The sequence below is a fragment of the Bacillus fonticola genome, from assembly GCF_012955605.1.
In the GTDB taxonomy this organism is placed as follows: Bacteria; Bacillota; Bacilli; order Bacillales; family JC228; genus Bacillus_CG; species Bacillus_CG fonticola.
The window spans coordinates 2,688,236-2,708,685 of record NZ_CP052135.1; the positions used below are offsets into that span (position 1 = coordinate 2,688,236).

The following is a 20,450-nucleotide window of genomic DNA, read 5'->3' on the forward strand; positions in this document are numbered from 1 at the left end:
TGCAGCAATGACAATTGCAACGATTTCAGTTGTCTCCATCAGCGTCACCCCCTTTCTACAAGGGAGTGTCAGCCGCCACCCTGCTTTATGTAGTTACACTTGTATTCTATCATTACTCTGGTGACAACACTACAAATAGATTGAATATTGCCAACACACTTACGATATTAGATAAGGTCGAAAAGCTCTCTCTAGTTCATCTTTAAGTTTCTTAAACTGCGGAACGAACGTGAACTGCATGACTTCCTCTATGTCAAACACATTCATTCGACAAATTTCGAGTGGTGACAGGCACCGTTCACTTAACTCCCTTGAGAGGAAGCAAGAGTACCGTGCCCTCTCTTCTCCCACTATTGTTAAAAACTAGGGAAACACACGAACCGTCCCCGTGTTTCCATAACATATATAATTTAGTTATTATTCCGAGGGAGATGAAAGTGATGAAAAGATTAATAACACTGATTACCGAATTTTTATTTAAAACAGACGAACAGCAAGCACAAAGCCAGATAGTAAAACCAAAGTTCGCCAAAATTCAAAAATCAAATTATTTCCGTAGGAGAAGTCTCTAGAATCAAAGCTTTCATTTTGAAATTGTACAGAAAAAAGAGTTGCCATCGGCAACCCTTTTTTGTACTTATTATTAACGAAGAAGTTGTAAAACTCCTTGTGGTTGTTGGTTCGCTTGCTTTGCGACTGTATCTTTCGATTACAGAATAGACTATATCTTCATCCATGTATTTTCATGGAGCTGGGCACTTCGAACAGCTTCCCGCTGCCCTACGAGATTCATAGTCATAGCTTTTGCCTTAGACCGTATTCTCTAGTCGTTGAACCTTCTCCAGAGTTTCCTTACAGGAGCTTGGCTGCTGATTATCCATTTTTCATCCTCATCATTTTCACACCTTCACGCTGACCGTTTCCAGTTACGTTGTGGTTGATGAAGCTTTAGGAAGTTCCAGCAATTCACCCAGTTATACTCTAGCTCGTTACCAAGCTAGACGCCCTTAAATCATTATCTCAAAAGTTGTAAAACTCCTTGAGGCAATTGATTCGATTGAGCCAACATTGCTTGTGCTGCTTGTGCAAGAATTGAATTCTTAGTTTGGTTCATCATTTCTTTCGCCATGTCTACGTCACGGATACGAGATTCCGCAGCAGTTAAGTTTTCGGAAGATGTGTTTAAGTTATTGATTGTGTGATCCAGACGGTTCTGGAATGCACCTAATTTTGAACGTTCACTGGAAACTTGCTTAATAGCATCGTCTACTGTTTTGATAGCTGTTTCAGCACCAGCAGTTGTAAGAACATTGATATCTTTAATTTTATTAATATCATTTCCTAAGGTAGTTGTATCCATTTGATTAATATCAACTAACATTGTTTGATCTTTGTTAGCACCAATTTGGAAGCTTACTCCTGAAGATGCTACATTAATTGTAGCTGAAGAATCATCGGATGTAGCTGTAGCTGTAAACTCAGCAGTACCATAAACAAGTTTTTGTCCAGTTCCAGTAACAACTTTTGTATCATCTGGACCAGCTATTGTTGCAACTGCATCTTTTCCATCTGTAAGTGCTCCACCATTAATTGTTGATGCATTTGCTCCTGTTATAGCAAATGTTTTGCCAGAGCCAAATTCCGTTGCTGTAAATACAAGTTTGTCATCTCCATCAAATGCAGCTGTAAAACCAGTTTCACCAGATTTTGAATTAATTAGTGTTGTTAATGCTGTTTTTGTTGTTACACCAGTAGTATCAAGTTGAACACCATTAATAGCGACATCTTTATCATTTGCACCAAAAGCAGTTGCTACAGCTGTATCGTCTGCATAAGCTGCAGAACTTGCTGCAGTTGTAGCCTTAGTAGCTGCCGTATCAACAGTTACCGTATAATTGCCAACTTTTAATCCAGTTGAAGAAACAACGGCAACGTTTGAAGAATTACTTGACGTTGCAGATGCACCTAAACTACCATTTAATAATTTTTGTGTATTAAATTCCGTTGTACCTGAGATCCTATCAATCTCAGAGTTTAATTGCCCAATCTCTTTTTGGATCTCATTTCTATCATCCGCAGTATTAGTATCATTAGAAGCTTGAACAGAAAGTTCACGCATACGTTGTAAAATAGATTGTGTTTCGCTTAATGCACCCTCTGCTGTCTGAACCATAGAAATACCATCCTGAGCATTACGTGACGCTTGGTCTAACCCACGAATCTGCCCACGCATTTTCTCAGAAATCGCTAACCCCGCCGCGTCATCCCCAGCTTTGTTAATACGAAGCCCCGAAGACAATTTCTCCATTGATTTAGATTGGTTAGTTTGAGCAGTATTCAACTGACGATATGTGTTCAACGCCGCGATATTACTGTTAATACGCATGTTTGTTTTCCTCCTTGAATTTGAGGGATCACGTCCTTGTGATCCGCTAATGATTTTGGTGGCGTGAGCGGTCGGCCGCGCCGCTTTTGCCGGTTACAGTCTTTATATCGGTGTGATTTTCATTCTGTTTAGGGGTTATTTTACTTTTTTCGGTGTTTGGTGCGTATTCTTTGCGGTCGAGGTCCTGCTAGAGGAACTTCTTCAAAAACCACGCCGTCCTGGCGCAACGCAGAAGCACCCACGTCCTGTTGAAGCAGGAATGCGTGCTTCGGGATTGTGGATGTTCGGCGATGGCACTCGTGGCTTTGTTGGGGATTGATGCTGACACCCCTATACAGCTCACTCCCCTTGTTTTCCACCCGATAATAGCTTCCTCACATCTACCGTTCCTCCGACCGCCTCCGCATTCGCTGCAGCCGTGTCCGCTAAGAGCTCCTTCCTCACAATATCCACCGATTTCGGGGCGCGGATGCCGATTTTCACTTGGTCGTTTTTCAGCGAGATAATCTCTATCTCGATGTCGTCACCAATACAAAGCGTTTCCCCCTGTTTGCGTGTCAGTACGAGCATGCCGTCACCCCTTCTCCGCTGCTGTTTTTGTAATGAGTGGTTGTTTCATAGCGTAGTTACCTTCGTTTAAGACGACCTGCTTTCCTTCCTTCGTGCGGACGTTACAGATGATTGGCGCTTGGAAGTTAGCGGTTGATTGGTCGAATGGGTCTGTTACGGTCACGATGACAAAGATTTGCGCTTCCTCTTCGTTTTCGAGGTGAAGCTGCTCTACAGTTGGTTCATCGAGTGTGAATTCGTAGTTAGCGAGAAAAGCGAATGGGTTTGTGATTACGAAAGCGAGCATTGGTGTGTTGATTGATTGCAGCACTTGGTACATGCCGTCGTCAGTGAGCTGGAGAATGGTGAATTGATGTTCTTCAGGGAACCCTGGTATTCCTCGTTGGAACGTGTAGATTTGGTTGGCTTCTATTTGTATGGTGTCGTGATATTTTGTTTCGATGTTCATGGGAATTGCCTCCTTTTTCTTGTGCGGGCCAGGCACTTGTGAAATCGGAACTTCTGCTAAAAACGTGCCGTCCTTGGCGCTGGCTCGCGTGCTGAAAATATGTTAAGCAGTTGCATCAATCGTAGGCTCTGGCATATCAAACGAAATCTCGATGTATGGGTTTTGGCGCATGTACGTTTCAACAGATCCTGGTTGGTAATCAATAATCGGAGCGTTTTGTTGTGCTTCAATAATGGGTTTTCGTGGTGTCGCGTCAATTTGTAGTTCGCCTGGATCGACGCTGATTTCGACGCTTCCGTATGGTGGAATAAAACCGATATTGAAGTCTTTCATTTGTGCCATGCTGTTTTCTGCAGCAATGCTAGCTATTGGGAACCCGCCATTTTCAATTTTCATGAGGCGGTCACCTTCTTGAGAGCGTCTTGCCATCCCAGCTAGCCAGTCCGATTTTCCCATTTCGGCAAACTCACGGATTCTTGTCGAGATACGTTTTAGGTCCACTGCGTCGCGCGCTTTCTGCTGATCAATGCTAATGGTAGCTGGACGCGAGTCAATTTGTAGATCTGCTTTCGGTTGCTGGATGCTCAGGTCAGCTTTTGGCTGCTGGATTGTTTGTTTCGGTTTTGTGATATTGAGTCCAGTTTTTCCCCATTGCTGGTCTATGCGCAGTTGAGGTATTTGCATCTAGGTTCACCACCCTTGTTTTGTGCTGTTGTCGCAATCCTAGCGGAGGAAATACACGTAGACTCCTGCGGAAAAGCGGAGACGCTGAGACCCCACAGTGAGCGTCCTTTGCGAACGAGGAGGCTCAGCGCGGAGCCCGCGGAAAGCGTAGTGTATTTCCGGAGCGGTATGTTATGTCGCATTACATTTCAATAGCAACAAATAATGCAAAAAGAGCCTTTTTCAAAAAGAAAAGCTATCCCTCTATGGAATAGCCTTTACCGCAAGAAATCTAGTAATGTCGGTTGAATGATGCGTGCACCGACTCCGAGGGCGGCTCTGTGTACGCTTTCTTGTGTTTTCAAATCTGTAATGACGCGTTCAATGTCGATGTCCTCGTTTTCAGAAAGTACGCGGGACGACATCACCTCTTGTTGGTCGATACGGGTTTCGATCATTTCGAGGCGGTTATAACGTGCGCCGAGTTCTGATCGTTCCGCAGACATTGTCTCGATGTTGCCATCTAGATCACTGAGTAACTCGTCCATGTCTAAGTCCTCTGCGCCGTTCAAAGTATCTTCAATGTTCTGTAGAGTTTGGAACATCTCACTAGAAAACACGTTTTCTCCGTTCACGCTCGCTTGTAGTTTCACACCTGGAGATACTTGAACTTCGTATGGGTCGGTATTGATGGTCGAAACGGGTGGGTTTCCTTCTGTAACAGGTGGCTGATCGACACTCGTTCCGTTAAAGATGTAACGCCCACCCACTTGTGTGTTGGCTATCCCCATAACAGATTCTTTAAGCTGACCAATTTCTTCGCCGATTGCTTGTTTGTCATCCTCACTCAATGTCCCGTTCTTTCCTTGAATCAGCAGTTCACGAACTCGCTGTAAGGCGTTATTCGTTTGCTCAATGCCTGCTTCTGAGTTGTCCATCCATAAATAGACTTCAGACAAATTACGTTTGTACTGCTGAATGTCATTCAAGTTAGAGCGATACTGTACACCCTTCATCGCAACAACAGGGTCTTGAGAAGGTTTGGTAATCTTCTTCCCTGAAGAAAGCTGGTCTTGGTACATTCCGAGTTTTTCATAGCTTTTGCTTAAATAACTTAAGGAGTTGGATGCGAGCATGCTTTGGGTTACGCGCATCGACCTCACCTCACTTTTGGATTAGCGTCCGACCAATCCCATATTATTAATGATTCGTTCAAGCATTTCATCTACTGTCGTAATCATCCGTGCAGACGAGTTATAGGCTTGTTGAAATTTAATCATGTTCGTCATTTCTTCATCGAGCGAGACGCTGCTTACTGATTGACGGCGTCCTTCCACTGCACTGCGGAGCTGTTCACCGTTTTCTGTCATGCGGTTTGCCTCTTGGGCGTTCACACCCATGGCACCGATCACCGACTCGTAATAGTTAGAGAAGCTAGTTGAACCGTCTTCACTGTATGCAAGATCATTTTTAATCACTTCAGCGAGGGCAAGTACGTTGGAGGAATCCCCCATTTCAGCCTCCCCTGTATTTTCATTAGGAATGGCGTGGGCAATGTTGTCAAGACTGTCACGAATTTGGTCGTCTATCGTCATGCGACTTGCAAATCCAGCTTTGTCTCCAAGCGCTCCGTCATCTGAGCTTGCGTCTGCAAAAAATCGAATATCTTCGTTCGTTTGGTCATTAGTAATCTCGTTCGGGCTCATACCGTCTCCGTGCACTGTATTAAAAGCTTGAGCAAATGTATAGGCCAAGTTATCGAGCTCTGCCAGCATGTTTGGGTACAGACCTTCAACATCCCCTGCTTCGCTTTCAAAACCGTATGCCTCCACTAATCCTTGTAGCTTTCCAGGAGAACTGAATTCAGCTGCTGAGATCACTTTCCCACCGACTGAAATACCTGATACCGCATCGCCGTCGTATTGAATATTGATATCTTTTCTTCCCGAAGGACTGACGAGTGTTGTTAATTCGCTACCACTTTCATCGAGGAGCTTCACAGTTGCTAGTCCTTCAGCAATGGAGGAAGGGTTGCCACCGCTACCACTATATTCGACTTTCACGCTTGCAAGCTTTGATAATTCATCTATCAACACATCGCGGCGATCGTACAAGTCGTTTGGCAAATACCCATGAGGCTCTACTTCCGAAATTTGTTTGTTAATACCTTCGATCTGCCGCAAGAGCGAATTCGCATCCTGCTCGGTTACTTCCATCTCGTTTTTCAAATCCGTCTGAATGTTAGAAAGAGACGTGGATAAATAGTTAAACGTTTCTGCAAGAGCAATCCCTCGTTGGCGAACAACAGATCGCGCTCCCTGATTTGTCGGATCCACTGACAAGTCTTGCAGAGACGACCAAAATTGATCCATCGTTTTAGCCAGTCCAGATTCACTCGGCTCGTTCATAATCTCTTCCATTTGTTGCATAGCGTCAGCTCGAGTTGACCAGTAGCCCACTTTGCTATTTTCCCCACGGTACTGAATATCCAGGAAAGCTTCGCGCACGCGTTGAATCGATCCGGCCTCCACTCCGGTTCCGAGCTGTCCGGTTACATCCGGACGGTTAAAACTGCTTGGCGGGTACGGATTTGTCTGTTCAAAGTTCACTCGTTGGCGGGAGTAACCTGGTGTATTCGCGTTGGCGATGTTGTTGTTTGTTACAGACAAGGCCGTTTGTTGTGCAAACATACCGCGCTTTGCCGTTTCCAAACCTTGAAATGTTGAACGCATGAATTCGTTCCTCCGTTTCGGTCGTTACACTTTTGCTTGAAAGAATCCTTGTCCATTCTGTTGCTGTGGCTTCTTTCCTTTTTGAGGACCATATGTCGTCGCTTCTTCTTTCGGTCGCAACATATTCATAGAGAGATGGACAAAATGCAACGACTGATTGAGTAGCTCCTGGTTGAGTACGTTGCGTTCTTTAATTTGTAGGAGCTTACCCGCAAGTTGTTCACGAATAGCGAGCATCTTCTCTTTGTCCGCTATGCTAACGTAGGCGAGACAATCATCAAATGAGCTTGTTCCGTGTTCTGGAACGAGATCGCGTACGAGCTGTTGTCGCTTCCGCTCGACCTTCTCAATCGCTCGCACATGTTTGTCTTCTTCCTTTAGTAACTGTTGAAGTGCTTCCGTGTCACCTTTTTGAAGGATCTCCGTTTTCTTTTCCGTTACGGACCATAGGCTATCGTGTAGCTGCAATAAAGCATTCATCGTTTGGATAAGTTCTCGATTTGGCAACAAAGGCTGCCTCCTTTACGGTCGGTTGGTCGTTTTATAAAAATCTACTAGACTTCTCGCGACTTCCTTCTGATTAACTGTATAGTTGCCAGACTGTACGTCTACTTTCAACTGCTCCATTCGTTGTTCACGTTCAACTGATGTGGCACTTTTTTGTTGAAGCTCTTTTGCACGGTCTGAGATGTGAAGTTGGTCGCTTTGCGTTCGTTCGATTGATTTTGGTTGCTGTACAGTGGGCTGATACTGCTTGTAAGGATTAATACCACTGGTTCCAAATGGTTGAATCTTCATAGTTCCATTCCTTTCTTCCGTTCGCACTCTTACCGTTTATATCGACTTTTGGAAAGTAAAGTTAAGTAGAATGGATGAGGAAATTCGTCCCTATTTTCACTAAAGGACTTTTGGATGATACCTCTATAATATTTGTCCAAATCTGTCGAGGACTTTGGTATACTATGCTAAAGAGGAGGTGAGATAATGGAGCAGCTCTTACAGCAAATTTTACAGAAGCTCGACAATCTTGAAAAGGGGCAACAAGTTACAAATACACGACTTGAGTCACTTGAGCAAGGGCAACAGGCTCTTGAAAAGGGACAACTGGCTCTTGAAAAGGGGCAACAAGCCCTTGAAAAGGGACAACGCGACCTTGAAAAGGGACAACTGGCTCTTGAAAAGAGGCAACAGGCCCTTGAAAAGGGACAACTGGCTCTTGAAAAGAGGCAACAGGCCCTTGAAAAGGGACAACTGGCTCTTGAAAAGGGGCAACAGGCCCTTGAAAAGGGACAACTGGCTCTTGAAAAGGGGCAACGCGACCTTGAGCTGGGGCAGCAAACTCTTGAACAAGGGCAACGAGCAACAAATCAGCGTCTTGAAGCACTCGAAACCAGTCACAAAAATCTTGAATCTAGCCACGAGTCACTTATTAAGGCTGTCGAGAGAAACACAGAGCGTATAGATAACCTCACAATTGAGATGCGTGGTCACTTTAAGCACATCGAAGATAACCTCGAAACCCACAACAACATCTTCAACTTGATTTCACGTGAATGGAAAGGCCCGTACAAAAGAAAGTATTAATATCTTTTCCCCAATCCCACACATATTTCCGGTTGGGATTGGGGAAATATTGATTATTTGAAATTTAAACAAACGTTTGATTAAGCGGTACACTGCCTGTTAAGTTTACTTTTAACACTTAAATAACTGTTTAAAATCTCATCTTTCTTGTTTATTTCCTCGGCAATTTTCTACCTTTTCCGACATCCTTACAACTTCAAATCCAAACGTTCTGATTCACACTCAGGCCCTAGCTCATAGGCCTTATCATAATACTGACCATGTAGTGCAGCAATCATACCAGCATCGTGCGCTGATCTTCTTGTAGTGTACGCTTCTCTATGTATTCTTCTTTTTCTAATTGGACGAGTAAGAAGATGAAACCCTATCCATTTTCGCAGTATTCTGTCATGATGAAGGGAAAAGGGGTGCGAGTATATGGGATTTAACATTATCAGTATTGATCATATTCAAGTAGCTGCTCCTCCTAATCACGAAGAGAGTGCGCGGACTTTTTACGGAGAAACTTTAGGGCTAGAAGAAGTAGAAAAGCCTATATCGTTACAAAGACGCGATGGTTGCTGGTTTCAAATAGGCGCACAGCAGTTGCACGTCGGTACTCAGGAGGATTTTACCCCTTCCAAAAAGGCGCACCCTGCTTTCGTTGTGAAAGACTTAACAGAACTCCGGAACAACTTACAGCGAAAAGGCGTTGAAATAAAGCCAGACACACCGATTGATGGACGAGAACGCTTCTTCGTCAAAGATCCTTTTGGTAATCGTATTGAGTTCTTGGAGTATCTAACCTAAATAAAAAGAGGACTTTTGCATCTTTACGCATAAGTCCTCTTAAATTTTACTGAGATCCCTTTTTCCCACCAAACGTATAGTACGTTAGCTTCTGTTCTTGCTTTAGCAACTCTTTTTGTCGTTTTTCATCGGTTGTATGCTGTTGTAAATCCTTTGTGAGTTGTTCTCTACACCCGATACAAATCTTTCCTTCTCTCAAAAAGGTTCCACACCTTTCACACGGATACCCTAGATTTGGAAACTGTGCAAGACGGAGTCGCCCTTTCTTAATATATTTGATAAGAAGGTCTTGGGTAACGCTGGTCGCTTCTGTCACCTCATCCATTGTAGCCGTACGATTCTCTCTTTTTTTTATAAAGTCATAGGCTTTCTCAAAATCGACCTCTTCTTGTTTAAAACACTCTCCGCATACGTCACGAAAGCTTGTTTCTACAAAAACTGCATCGCAACTTGGACAGTTATTCAGTTCTCCCATGTTGTTGTCCAACCCCTCTACCTGTCTTTTCTTCTATTATAACGAAATATAATAAAAGGGGAACGGGGGAACATTCTATTATTCAATCGCTCTGTCATTTTTTGACCCGACGAAAATTGTATTATTCAACCGCTCTTGCCATTGTTACGGATGCGACTTCTTTTGCTTGCCCACTTTGTTTCAAAACGTGTGCTGCTTCATGAACGGTGGCGCCCGTCGTATACACGTCATCAACGAGTAGTACGCGTTTACCTGTCACATCGACATCATTTTGCAGTTGAAAAACACCTTCAAGTTCGAATCGTTCAGCGAGTTGACCTTTCGCTTGCTTTGCTCGATGAAGTCGCCACAGGGCATCGGTTGCAAGGAGTCCAGCTTCCTCTATAAGTGCTTTCGCTTGATTGAAACCACGCTCTTGACCTCGCTCCTTTGACACGGGAATTGGGACAAGGACATCTGGCTTCCACCCTCGTACAACGTCACGCAGTAACACATTCACCACACCAGCCACTGCTACGTCTCCCCGATACTTAAAGCGCGCGACCAACGATTGACAAAACGCATTGTATTGAAAAAAACTGTGATTCCAAAGCAAATCATCCCCCCTTACTCCTTGTAGCCACCCTCTACAATCATGACAAAGCGGGAGCGATCTTTCAGGAGGAGTGGCCGGCATCCAGCAAGACACACCAGATAAGGTGGGCTTTTGTAAAGGGGCTTTCCGACAACGAGGACAACCTATCCTTGATGGAATGCGGATGAGCTGCTTTTGGCAAGAAGAGCAGACAGGTGTTCGACTCGCTCCAGAGCGGAACCACGTCCAGCTCCCCCATTCGTCTACTGGGACCCCACAACACAGACAAGTATCCACCTCTACAATAGTTTTAAACAGACGCTTCATGGGCGCGGTCCCCCTCTAAAGTCAAGATCTCCATTAGCTAATGCTTCACGATTCATACTTCGAATGTGATGTCGTGCCCGCAGCATACTTAGCGAAACTCCATTATGAAAGAAACAAACCTGTCCCATCGTATCGTCCTTTTTTCGTCCGGCTCGCCCAGCAATTTGTACTAGTGCAGCTTCTGTAAATTGGCGATGCTCACCGCCAATAACCGCCACATCGACAAACGGAATCGTGACGCCACGCTCTAAAATGGTTGTCGTCAGTAACACCCGGCGATCTCCTACGCGTAACGCTTGTACCTTCTCCTTCCGCGCGGGATCTTCGGCATGAACGCTTGTTGCTTCTGGAAGGTGTTTCAAGAGGCCTTTTTCAACTTTTTGCATGAGATGAATGTTTGGAAAGAAGAGTAGTACACGACGACCTTGTTCAAGCCGTGCGTTCATCCACTGAAGTGCTTTTGTAGGCAAGCGCCCTTTTTCAACCGCCTTCCGCCATGAAAAGCAACGGACAAATGTCGGTTCGGGAAGCGGGTTACGGTGATATCGTGCAGGAATGCGAACGTAGGGCTGGACACCTTGGCGGCATGCTTTTTGGAAATAACGCGGTGGGGTAGCGGTCAAATAGACAATCGGGGATGTGTTGGTTTTTAACGCCTTTCGAACGGCAAATTGCAGCGTGGCGTCAACAGAGTACGGAAACGCGTCGACTTCATCGACAACGATTACATCAAACGCGTGGGAGAAACGAAGCAATTGATGGGTAGTACATAAGGTGAGGGAACTTGTTGCAAAACGATTTGGCGCACCTCCGTATAAAGTGGCTACGGGTATATACGGAAATACTTCCTGCAACCGAGGAGCAAGCTCTAAAATCACATCCGTTCGCGGTGCGGCGATGCACACCCTTTTGCCTTGCTGTAATGCACGCTCAATCCCGCGAAATAGCACTTCTGTTTTTCCAGATCCGCAAACCGCCCAAACCAATAGGGACTGATCGTTTGAAACGGCCTCTATCACCCGGTCACTGGCACGCCTTTGTGCAGGTGACAACTCACCCCCCCAGTGCAAAGCTGAAGAATCTTTCCACCGACTGGGTGGACCTGTCCATTCATAAAGGCTCGTACATACTGCGACACGCCCCATTTGCAGGCATGTTCGGCAGTAGGTACACTTTTTCATGCAGCGGACACACGAGTATGGAACTAATCGCTTGGGAGAAGACTCGCCACAGCGTTGACAATGTGCAACTCCGTTTTCTAAACGTATACCCGGAATCTCCCGCAACCAGCCCTGCGACACTGCCCACGCTAAAGTGTCACCATGCATACCGATTTCCACAGCAAGCAAACTGCGCCCTTCTAAAAGATGCTGTAACCGAAAGAACAGCGCGAGTTGAGCTGAAAGAACATAGGAAAAGGCAGGGAACGGAGAGGATTGAGAAAGGGGGAATTGACTCGGTAAAAATGTATATTTCACAGACATCACCTTCTAATTGCGGATTGAATAAAAGCAGGAGTAAGGTACAACCCTACTCCTAAGTTTTCCGAAAAGCTCTGTAGTAGAACCATCAGGCGCCATTGAAAGCGCTTGTCTGTCTAGCAACGGGGTCGCAGGAGGAGCAGTGTGACCTGATTGTGATCATGAGCACGGGAGGAGCCCCCTGTGACGACAAATGCGAGCGTTTTCAACAGCCTGACTCCTCCGACTTCTTCATCCAACCCATACCGAGTGCACCTTCCCCGAGATGGGTGCCGATAACAGGGCCAAAATAACTTAGGTAAAACGTAACAGAGGGGTGCGCGGCTGCTAACTGATTCTTCCAAGCTTCGACTTCCTCTTCTCGATTTGCATGGATTATGACTGCTTGAAGTGCAGGTTCCCGCTCAACAGCTTCTGAGAGCAACTCTTCCAACCGCTTGATCGCTTTTTTCTTCGTGCGAATTTTTTCAAATGGGGCAATTTTTTTGTTCACAAAATGAAGGATGGGCTTGACTTGCAGGAGACCCCCAATAAATGCTTGAGCACCTGAAAGACGTCCGCCACGTTGCAAGTGGGCAAGATCATCGACCATAAAGTATGCGTTCGATGTCGGGCGCAGCGCTTCTAGGTGGGACATAATCTCATTTACGTCTGCCCCTTTTTGTGCTTTTTTGGCAGCTTCTAATACGTAAAACCCTTGAATCATGCAGCTGATCTCAGAGTCAAAGACATGGACGTCGATGCCCTCTACCATTTGTCCAGCAGCTTGTGCTCCTTGTGCCGTACCACTAATACCACTGGATAAGTGAATACTGACTACGGTCTCATATGATTTTGACAATTCCTTGTAAAGCTCGACAAATTCTCCGACTGAAGGCTGAGATGTTGTTGGTAAAGCACCCTCCTTCCCGACCATCTCGTAAAAATCAGAGACAGTCAGCTCAACTTCCTCACGATACGCCTCTTTACCGAAGACAACACTCAACGGAATGACATGAATACTATACTTCTTTCGGAGGTCAGGGCTAATATACGCTGTTGAATCTGTAACTATTGCCGTTCTCATCATCTTTGCCTCGCTTTATCGTATTTGCTTATGTAAGTGGCTGACTAATAAAATTGACCTTAATTGTAGAGTACGATACTACACTCGCCCACTCTCTAGTTCAATCGTCCTTACTATATTCGAGAGGGGTGGTGGAATTCCTGCTATTGCGGATAATTCCGTGAACAATTTCGAGCTCAGTAATAGTCCGCTATCCTGCGTTCTGACCCACAACCGAAGTTACCGCACAAAAAAGATCAACGCATCGTTCTTTTACTAACGCGATGATCTCTCCCTTAAGCTATTCCTTAACGTATTTCTACCCAGCCCTTTTTAATCGCAACGACTACCGCTTGTGTTCTGTCGTTCACACTTAATTTTTGTAGGATGTTACTAACATGGTTTTTCACTGTTTTCTCACTGATATACAGAACGTCACCGATCCCGCGGTTACTTTTCCCATCCGTCAATAGTTGGAGCACTTCACATTCTCGGCGGGTTAACAAATGCAAGGGCCTGCGTACTTCAACCGGTGAAAATCCCTTTGCAGCACTCTTACCCGCGTCCTCATCTTCAGCTAGCCTTCTGTATTCTCTTACCAAGTTGTGCGTCACTTTCGGGTGCAAATAACTCCCCCCGTCTGCCACCACTTTTACAGCTTGGACGAGAGCTTCAGAATCCATATCCTTTAACAGGTATCCCATAGCACCTGATTTCAGCGCATGTGTGACATACGATTCATCGTCGTGAATAGATAAGATAATCACCTTTGTTTCCGGATACCTATTAATGAGTTTTCGTGTCGCTTCAACCCCATTTGTTTCCGGCATGTTGATGTCCATGATGACAACGTCCGGGCGAAATTGCTCGACAAGTCGGAGAGCCTCCGAACCGTCTTCTCCCTCAGCAACGATACGAAACGTTTTTTCAAATTCTAATATTCGCTTCACACCTTCACGGAACAATTGGTGATCATCAATAATGATGATATTTGTCATGAACCATTGCCTCCTTTTCCTCTCACTCTTTGTCTACTACTTTTCTTTTAATGGAACGACAATACGTATCGTCGTACCCATTCCCACTGTCGAATCAATTTTCATCTTGCCTTCTAATAGTTCGACGCGCTCAGTCATTCCCATCAGTCCAAAAGAACCAGCTTTCTCCCCGCCAATCTCAAAGCCATTTCCATTGTCTTTCACAACAACAGTAATAAAGTCCCGCTTTCGTTCAATCTTCACCTGAATTTCTGAAGCATTTGCGTGTTTGTTCGCATTTTGCACAGCTTCCTGAACGAGGCGGAACAAGGCGACTTCTAACTTAGAGGGCAATCTTTGCTCTTCTCCAAGCGTGACAAAAGAGATCACTGTTTTATGATAGTCTTCGACAGTATGTAAGTACTTTTTGAGGGTAGGCACTAACCCTAAATCGTCCAGGGCCATAGGACGAAGATCATAGATAATGCGTCGAACTTCATACAATGCCGAGCGGACCATCCCTTTTAGGCTCTTGATTTCTTTCATTGCCTCGTCAATTCCATGCTCTTTATGAATGCGTTCGATCAAATCTGAGCGTAATATCACATTCGCGAGCATCTGCGCAGGACCGTCATGAATATCTCGAGACAGCTTTTTACGTTCTTCTTCTTGGGCTTCAATGATTTGAAAGCCAAAGTCCTGTTTTCTCTTTGCATCTTCCAATGCTCGATTCACTTCTCGTAAGTCGACCGTTAAGTAGTTTAGTACGACTGTAATTTGACTTACCAAATGATCCGCCCGTTGAATCGTTTCTTCTAATTTGAGTAGACGTCGTTCAATCTCATCTCGTCGCTCTCGTAATTGTTTTTCCTGTTGGCGGTTCAGCGAAAGGTTCGTGCGTAAATCATGGGCATATTCATAAGCTTCTCGCACTTCATCTTCTGAATACTTTTCAAACTGCTGGCTCACTTCACTAAGCCGCGTTCTAGCGTAATTCAGCTTCACTTCGATCCGCTCACCTTCATGAATGGTCTCATGAACGCGGATTTTCACCTCTTTTAGCTGTTCAGTCAATGAAGTAAATTCGTCCCGAGAAGCTTCACTAATCTGATAAATCTCTTGCTTACTATCGCCTACCGTCCGGATCATCTTATCGAGAATAAGATCGAGCGCGCGACCGTCTAGCCTTCGAGACATAGGCCTCTCCTCCGAACATTGCTAAATGTAAGAATAAGAATTGTATGTTAGTAAAAATGCCCTGTGAAGAGCGCCGTCGTTGACAACCAAACCCATAGTCGCACATTTTGTGAACAGGTACCTAAGCTCCATTTAACCAAAACCTAGACCGACTTGCTATTACGCTTTGTTAACAATTCAGTTTCATCGACCAAAACGACGGCATATCTTCCCGTAAATATCAGACCATTTCCGCAGGTCTCTATGAGTAGTATAGCACGTAATCTTTGACGCCATCACATTTCCACACATTAGAAACATCGATCATATGTTGTCAAGTACTGACGTAATCTGTCACACTTAGCTATAATTAGACATATGAAACAAGTTTGCGAGGAGTGACACGATGCACTTTCATTATATGACAGTTCCTTCCAATTGCACCCAACATGAGTTTGTTGTCCAGAGATCCCGGTTCATTGCCCATGTAAAGCGCGCAACGACAGAATCAGAAGCACAAGCGTTTATTGCACAAATTAAAAAAGAGCACTCGAATGCCTCACATAACTGCTCCGCCTATTTGATTGGAGAGCACGACAACATCCAGAAAGCAAACGACGATGGCGAACCAAGCGGAACAGCTGGTGTCCCCATCCTAGAAGTATTAAAAAAGCGCAAATTAAAAGATACCGTTGTGGTGATTACTCGGTACTTTGGTGGCATAAAATTAGGAGCAGGTGGGCTTATTCGCGCTTATGGCACTGCCACAAGTGAAGGCATACAGGCTGCTGGTCTTATCGAATGCGCTCTTAAACGAACCATCTCCACTTCCGTCGACTACACATTACTTGGCAAACTCGAAAACGAACTGCGCCATTCTCATTACCATTTACAAACAATAGATTATCTCGACCGCGTGACAATCCATACCCACGTTTTAGAAAGTGAAGTAGAGCACTATTTAGAATGGATAACGGAATTGACATCAAACCAGCATCAGACAACGATTAGTGAGTCACACTATGTAGAGCGTGTCTTGCCGAAAGAATAAGTTGGGTTCCATTGTAACAATTACATAACAACAAGAGGAAATCTCTCTTATTTTGTCGAAAGAGTCGAGAATGATGGAAATTTCCGTGGAAATATGTCGAAGGAGTGACAACTAGTCACCCCCATCTCTTACTTCTTCGACAATCGCAAGGTCACGATGAAACGTCCCCATAATCATAATCGTCTAATGGTTGTAGTAAAGGAGTACCTATATGAATCGAACTAAGATGAGAGTGGAAAGGAAACGTCAAAAACGAAAACGTTGGGGGAAATGGGTCGGTATCACCATTTTACTTTTTCTTCTTGCTGGTACTGCGTACGGTCTCTCCCTCTATCAACAAGTAAAAAGTACAATTGATCGCCAAAACGAGGCGCTAGATTTTAGCGAAGAGGAAAGAGAAAATCGTGCTAGGGAGCGTGCCAGTCGTATCAACCCAGAAAACACTTCCATTTTATTTATTGGTGTAGATGGAGGCGAAAATCGCGGCACGAGTAATACCAGATCCGATGCACTCATGGTCGCAACCTTTAACGAAAAAGAAAAATCAATTAAATTGTTAAGCATCCCCAGAGATTCACTCGTTGATATACCTGGGCATTATCGCACGAAAATCAATAGCGCTTATAATCCTGCAACTTTCCCTAATGGTGGTCGAGAGCTCACGGTGCGTACTGTGGAGGAACTTCTACACATCCCTATCGATCACTACGTAGAAATGAACTTTGATGCGTTTGTAGATATAGTAAATGCGTTTGACGGCGTTGAAATTGATGTCCCCTTTGCTATGTCAGAACAAAATTCTCTAGACGAAGCGAACGCCATCCAACTTCAGCCTGGCTTGCAAGAATTAAACGGTGAAGAAGCGCTTGCCTTTGCTCGTTCTCGTAAGATGGACAACGATATTGAACGTGGGAAACGTCAACAAGAACTGATCGTTGCTCTTATAGATAAGGCGTTGTCTTTCGGTTCCATCACAAAATACAACGAAGCCATTGATGCTGTAGGAAACAATATGACAACAAGCATGCCGTCCGACGAACTGTCTTCTTATTTTAGCTATGCACTTCGTGGAACATCTCTTGACATCGAACGTATGACACTAAAAGGCACTGATAGCTGGGAAGGTGGATACTACTGGATTTTAGATGAAACCTATCTTGCTGAGGTACAAACTAAACTTAGAAACCATTTAGGTGTAACGGCTGATCCGGATTAGGAAGGGGTGGTGTGACCGCTATCTATTCGTTGATTGGAGCGGGGGTCCACAGGATGGGGGTCAGAAAGGCGTTGCCACAGGACGTGGCGCCTTTAGCCTTTCCTCCTTTGACTCCTGCGGGAAAAGCGTGTCAAAGGGAGTTCCCGCAGGCGCACTTAAGCCGAGGAGGCTCCCTGACCGCCCGCGGAAAGTGTCCGCCTGGAGCGGAAATCAACACAGCTTTACGTAGCATCATGAAATAACTGTTTAATAAAAACAACAAAGGATACGAAAAGAGCCTACTTGAAAGACGGGCACTGTCCTTACGTTGTCTGCCACCCGCCTCTTCCTCCTGCCGATTTATCCCTTTTTATACCATTCTATTACATTATATAAACATTGTTATCGAATTGTTAATAGACGACTTACAAAATACGTTGTAAAATAGCACTTGAACGTTTTTTGCATTTTTCGACAAGTTTTTTGCTGTGGAAAAGGGGCGGAGTTACGCAGACTCCTAACATCATATGTTGTATTCTATTAAAAAAACGACTTCGGATGTTGTTTGATAAACAACATGGAGCTCCACTCACACCGCCTTGAGCACAACTCGACTGCTTTGTGACCCTTTTCCATGCATGGGTTGCGTACTGCGCTCATGAATGTTTTATAAATTCGAAAACGTCCACCTCAATGCAATCTCTCACAAAAGGAGATCCTGGAATGAAACGAAACGATTATAAGCAAGATAAGAAACGCAAACGTCGCAAGAAAGTTGCACTTTGGATCGGTGTACCGATACTCGCTGTGATCGTGGGCTCTGTTACTTACGGGGCTTACTTATATAATGAGGCAAAAGAAATTGCACAAGCTTCCTTTCAAGAGGTCCCATCAAGGAGTTCAAACTCAGAGGAAGACAAACCAAAGAGAGAAGACCCGGAAAATACGTCCGTACTTTTCATAGGTGTAGACGATAGCGAATCACGTGACAGACAAGGAAATGCCTTGTCTGACGCACTCATGCTCGCCACCTTTAATCAGGAGGAAAAATCAGTAAAACTCGTCAGCATCCCACGTGATTCATACGTCAATCTTCCCGGCGAAGGCTTCAGCACAAAAATTACCGAAGCACATGCATACGGAGGAACAGACTTAACGATTCAAACTGTAGAAGAGTTACTCGATATTCCGATAGATTACTATGTCAAAATGAATTTCGAAGCCTTTATGGACACTGTAGACGCGTTTGACGGGGTAGAAGTTAACGTTCCTTATGAAATGTACGAACAGGACTCCAATGACACTGCTAACGCCATTCACTTGCTTCCAGGAGAACAACTGTTAAACGGTGAAGAGGCCTTAGCTTACGTCCGAACAAGAAAAATGGACAATGACATTGAACGCGGAAAACGCCAACAAGAAGTGCTCACAGCTCTTCTAGACAGAGCTACATCTTTCTCGTCATTAACCAAATACCGCGATGCCATGCAAGCAGTTGGCGATAACATGACAACAAATATGCGCTGGGACGACATGACTTCCTACTTCTCCTATGCGATGGAGGGAGCTAACCTTGACATCGAACGAACCACGTTAGAAGGTTCTGACTGGTGGATGGACTTCGCGAGTGGCGGGAGAGCGTACTATTGGAAGTTGGATGAGGTTGCATTAGAGGAAGTACAAAATCAATTGCAAACGCATCTCGGATTAACTGCCCAAAACGATTCCGGTCAATATGCATCTCCACGAACGGATGACCAAAGCGAAGACTCTCGCGGATAAAATTCACTCAAAAAAAGGCTGCAGGTCCACTAACCTGCAGCCCTTTTTTACAGCTTCATATCGAAAGAACCCAGCCATATGGCTGGGTTCTTTGTACAACGTTATTCTTTACGTGTGGCCTGGAGTCGACTTGCTCGCACGACTCGAGCTATTTTTAGTAACGGTCTGAAATTCTCGTTCACCAAACCGACTTTTTCTGCGAATAATTCGATCAATAAACTTAACAGTAGCAGGATTAATATCGCTCCCCACACTTTTGCTTGAGAGAAGATAATAGCTGTAATCCCGAAGAATGCCGCAATTGCATAAATGACAAGTACTGTTTGTCGATGAGTAAACCCTAAACGTAACAAACAGTGGTGTAAATGAGATTTATCCGGAGCGGACAAAGGCTTTTTGTTTACAATTCTTCGGATAATAGCAAACAATGTATCAGAAATTGGAACACCGAGGATAATAATGGGGATGATGAACGAAATGACTGTAACGTTTTTAAACCCCATAAGTGACACGACAGAAATAACAAAGCCTAAGAAAAGTGCCCCGGTATCGCCCATAAAAATCTTTGCGGGATGGAAGTTATAGACCAAAAATCCAAGTGTTGAAGCTAACACGATACCGGCAGTGATCATAACGAACGTATCTCCCATGATGAAAGCCATACCGGCGATCGTGATAAGAGCAATGGAAGAAACACCTGCTGCAAGTCCGTCTAATCCGTCAATCAGGTTAATTGCATTTGTAACCCCTATAATCCAGAGCAATGTAAACGGGATGCTCCATACGTCAAATTCAAGCTGGCCACCAAAGGGCAAATTGATAAATTCGACTTGAATGCCACCCCATACCACGACGACTATTGCAGCTGTAAACTGCCCAAGCAACTTCAGTTTAGGTGACAGTTCACGTATATCATCAATCATTCCTGTCATCACGATAATGGTAGCACCGACTAACAACGGCCATGTAGCAGGATCCTCGGGACGCAGAATTAGATAGCCGAGCAAAAAGCTTATATAAATGGCTAGACCGCCTAAACGTGGCATAATTTTCTGATGAACTTTACGTTGATTTGGCTTATCTGTAGCCCCAACTTTGATCGCCATTCTTTTCACAAATGGCGTTACAAGAACAGATATAATAAAACTAAGGGCTAAGGTTAGATAGATCATGCTTTACCTCCCTAAGCAGTAGC

19 protein-coding genes and 2 pseudogenes are annotated in these 20,450 nt (G+C 44.6%); 5 read left to right on the forward strand and 16 right to left on the reverse strand.

Annotated elements, in window-relative coordinates; translation table 11 throughout:
• Positions 1-1,015: 1,015 nt before the first annotated feature.
• The 9 genes and pseudogenes from HHK01_RS16015 to flgM all read right to left on the reverse strand — a co-directional run.
• Positions 1,016-1,276: pseudogene (locus HHK01_RS16015) on the reverse strand (flagellin); the annotation flags it as partial.
• Between the two features lie 753 nt (positions 1,277-2,029).
• A pseudogene (locus HHK01_RS16020) lies at positions 2,030-2,386 on the reverse strand (flagellin N-terminal helical domain-containing protein); the annotation flags it as partial.
• Positions 2,387-2,725: 339 nt separating this feature from the next.
• Complete coding sequence (gene csrA / locus HHK01_RS13320; protein WP_170008231.1) at positions 2,726-2,956, reverse strand: carbon storage regulator CsrA; 231 nt, start codon at positions 2,954-2,956, stop codon at positions 2,726-2,728.
• A gap of 4 nt (positions 2,957-2,960) precedes the next feature.
• Positions 2,961-3,404, reverse strand: a complete 444-nt coding sequence (gene fliW, locus HHK01_RS13325; RefSeq protein ID WP_170008232.1) for a flagellar assembly protein FliW — start codon at positions 3,402-3,404, stop codon at positions 2,961-2,963.
• 102 nt (positions 3,405-3,506) lie between these two features.
• A complete protein-coding gene (locus HHK01_RS13330) occupies positions 3,507-4,088 on the reverse strand; it encodes a DUF6470 family protein (RefSeq protein ID WP_170008233.1) in 582 nt (193 codons plus the stop codon).
• A gap of 257 nt (positions 4,089-4,345) precedes the next feature.
• Positions 4,346-5,221: a flagellar hook-associated protein FlgL gene (gene flgL / locus HHK01_RS13335; RefSeq protein ID WP_170008234.1), complete on the reverse strand. Its 876-nt coding sequence runs from the start codon at positions 5,219-5,221 to the stop codon at positions 4,346-4,348.
• Positions 5,222-5,242: 21 nt separating this feature from the next.
• Positions 5,243-6,799, reverse strand: coding sequence for a flagellar hook-associated protein FlgK (flgK, locus tag HHK01_RS13340; protein WP_170008235.1), 1,557 nt, complete (start codon positions 6,797-6,799; stop codon positions 5,243-5,245).
• A gap of 24 nt (positions 6,800-6,823) precedes the next feature.
• Positions 6,824-7,306 (reverse strand): flagellar protein FlgN, encoded by a 483-nt coding sequence (locus HHK01_RS13345; RefSeq protein WP_170008236.1) that lies wholly within the window; start codon positions 7,304-7,306, stop codon positions 6,824-6,826.
• Positions 7,307-7,321: 15 nt separating this feature from the next.
• Positions 7,322-7,597 (reverse strand): flagellar biosynthesis anti-sigma factor FlgM, encoded by a 276-nt coding sequence (gene flgM, locus HHK01_RS13350; protein ID WP_170008237.1) that lies wholly within the window; start codon positions 7,595-7,597, stop codon positions 7,322-7,324.
• Between the two features lie 186 nt (positions 7,598-7,783).
• Here flgM and HHK01_RS13355 point away from each other — a divergent pair, with 186 nt between their 5' ends.
• Both HHK01_RS13355 and HHK01_RS13360 read left to right on the forward strand, forming a co-directional pair.
• A complete protein-coding gene (locus HHK01_RS13355) occupies positions 7,784-8,383 on the forward strand; it encodes a hypothetical protein (RefSeq protein ID WP_170008238.1) in 600 nt (199 codons plus the stop codon).
• Between the two features lie 417 nt (positions 8,384-8,800).
• On the forward strand, positions 8,801-9,172 hold the full coding sequence (locus tag HHK01_RS13360) for a VOC family protein (RefSeq protein WP_170008239.1): 372 nt from the start codon (positions 8,801-8,803) through the stop codon (positions 9,170-9,172).
• A 46-nt stretch (positions 9,173-9,218) separates the two neighbouring features.
• Here the strand turns inward: HHK01_RS13360 and HHK01_RS13365 are convergent, their stop codons facing one another.
• The 6 genes from HHK01_RS13365 to HHK01_RS13390 form a co-directional block, all read right to left on the reverse strand.
• Positions 9,219-9,647: a TIGR03826 family flagellar region protein gene (locus HHK01_RS13365; protein WP_170008240.1), complete on the reverse strand. Its 429-nt coding sequence runs from the start codon at positions 9,645-9,647 to the stop codon at positions 9,219-9,221.
• Positions 9,648-9,768: 121 nt separating this feature from the next.
• Positions 9,769-10,242 carry a ComF family protein gene (locus HHK01_RS13370; protein WP_170008241.1) on the reverse strand — a complete coding sequence of 158 codons (474 nt, stop codon included), beginning with the start codon at positions 10,240-10,242 and terminating at the stop codon, positions 9,769-9,771.
• Positions 10,243-10,544: 302 nt separating this feature from the next.
• Positions 10,545-11,693: an ATP-dependent helicase ComFA gene (locus tag HHK01_RS13375; protein WP_228027577.1), complete on the reverse strand. Its 1,149-nt coding sequence runs from the start codon at positions 11,691-11,693 to the stop codon at positions 10,545-10,547.
• A gap of 541 nt (positions 11,694-12,234) precedes the next feature.
• On the reverse strand, positions 12,235-13,095 hold the full coding sequence (locus HHK01_RS13380; RefSeq protein WP_170008802.1) for a DegV family protein: 861 nt from the start codon (positions 13,093-13,095) through the stop codon (positions 12,235-12,237).
• Between the two features lie 287 nt (positions 13,096-13,382).
• A complete protein-coding gene (locus HHK01_RS13385) occupies positions 13,383-14,072 on the reverse strand; it encodes a response regulator (RefSeq protein WP_170008243.1) in 690 nt (229 codons plus the stop codon).
• A 36-nt stretch (positions 14,073-14,108) separates the two neighbouring features.
• On the reverse strand, positions 14,109-15,248 hold the full coding sequence (locus HHK01_RS13390; RefSeq protein WP_170008244.1) for a sensor histidine kinase: 1,140 nt from the start codon (positions 15,246-15,248) through the stop codon (positions 14,109-14,111).
• 385 nt (positions 15,249-15,633) lie between these two features.
• Here HHK01_RS13390 and HHK01_RS13395 point away from each other — a divergent pair, with 385 nt between their 5' ends.
• The 3 genes from HHK01_RS13395 to HHK01_RS13405 all read left to right on the forward strand — a co-directional run bounded on the left by HHK01_RS13395 (position 15,634) and on the right by HHK01_RS13405 (position 19,255).
• Positions 15,634-16,278, forward strand: a complete 645-nt coding sequence (locus tag HHK01_RS13395; protein WP_170008245.1) for a YigZ family protein — start codon at positions 15,634-15,636, stop codon at positions 16,276-16,278.
• A gap of 211 nt (positions 16,279-16,489) precedes the next feature.
• Positions 16,490-17,494 carry an LCP family protein gene (locus tag HHK01_RS13400; protein WP_228027578.1) on the forward strand — a complete coding sequence of 335 codons (1,005 nt, stop codon included), beginning with the start codon at positions 16,490-16,492 and terminating at the stop codon, positions 17,492-17,494.
• Between the two features lie 702 nt (positions 17,495-18,196).
• Positions 18,197-19,255: an LCP family protein gene (locus HHK01_RS13405; RefSeq protein WP_170008246.1), complete on the forward strand. Its 1,059-nt coding sequence runs from the start codon at positions 18,197-18,199 to the stop codon at positions 19,253-19,255.
• A 101-nt stretch (positions 19,256-19,356) separates the two neighbouring features.
• Here the strand turns inward: HHK01_RS13405 and HHK01_RS13410 are convergent, their stop codons facing one another.
• On the reverse strand, positions 19,357-20,427 hold the full coding sequence (locus HHK01_RS13410) for a glycosyltransferase family 4 protein (protein ID WP_170008247.1): 1,071 nt from the start codon (positions 20,425-20,427) through the stop codon (positions 19,357-19,359).
• Positions 20,428-20,450: the final 23 nt, after the last annotated feature.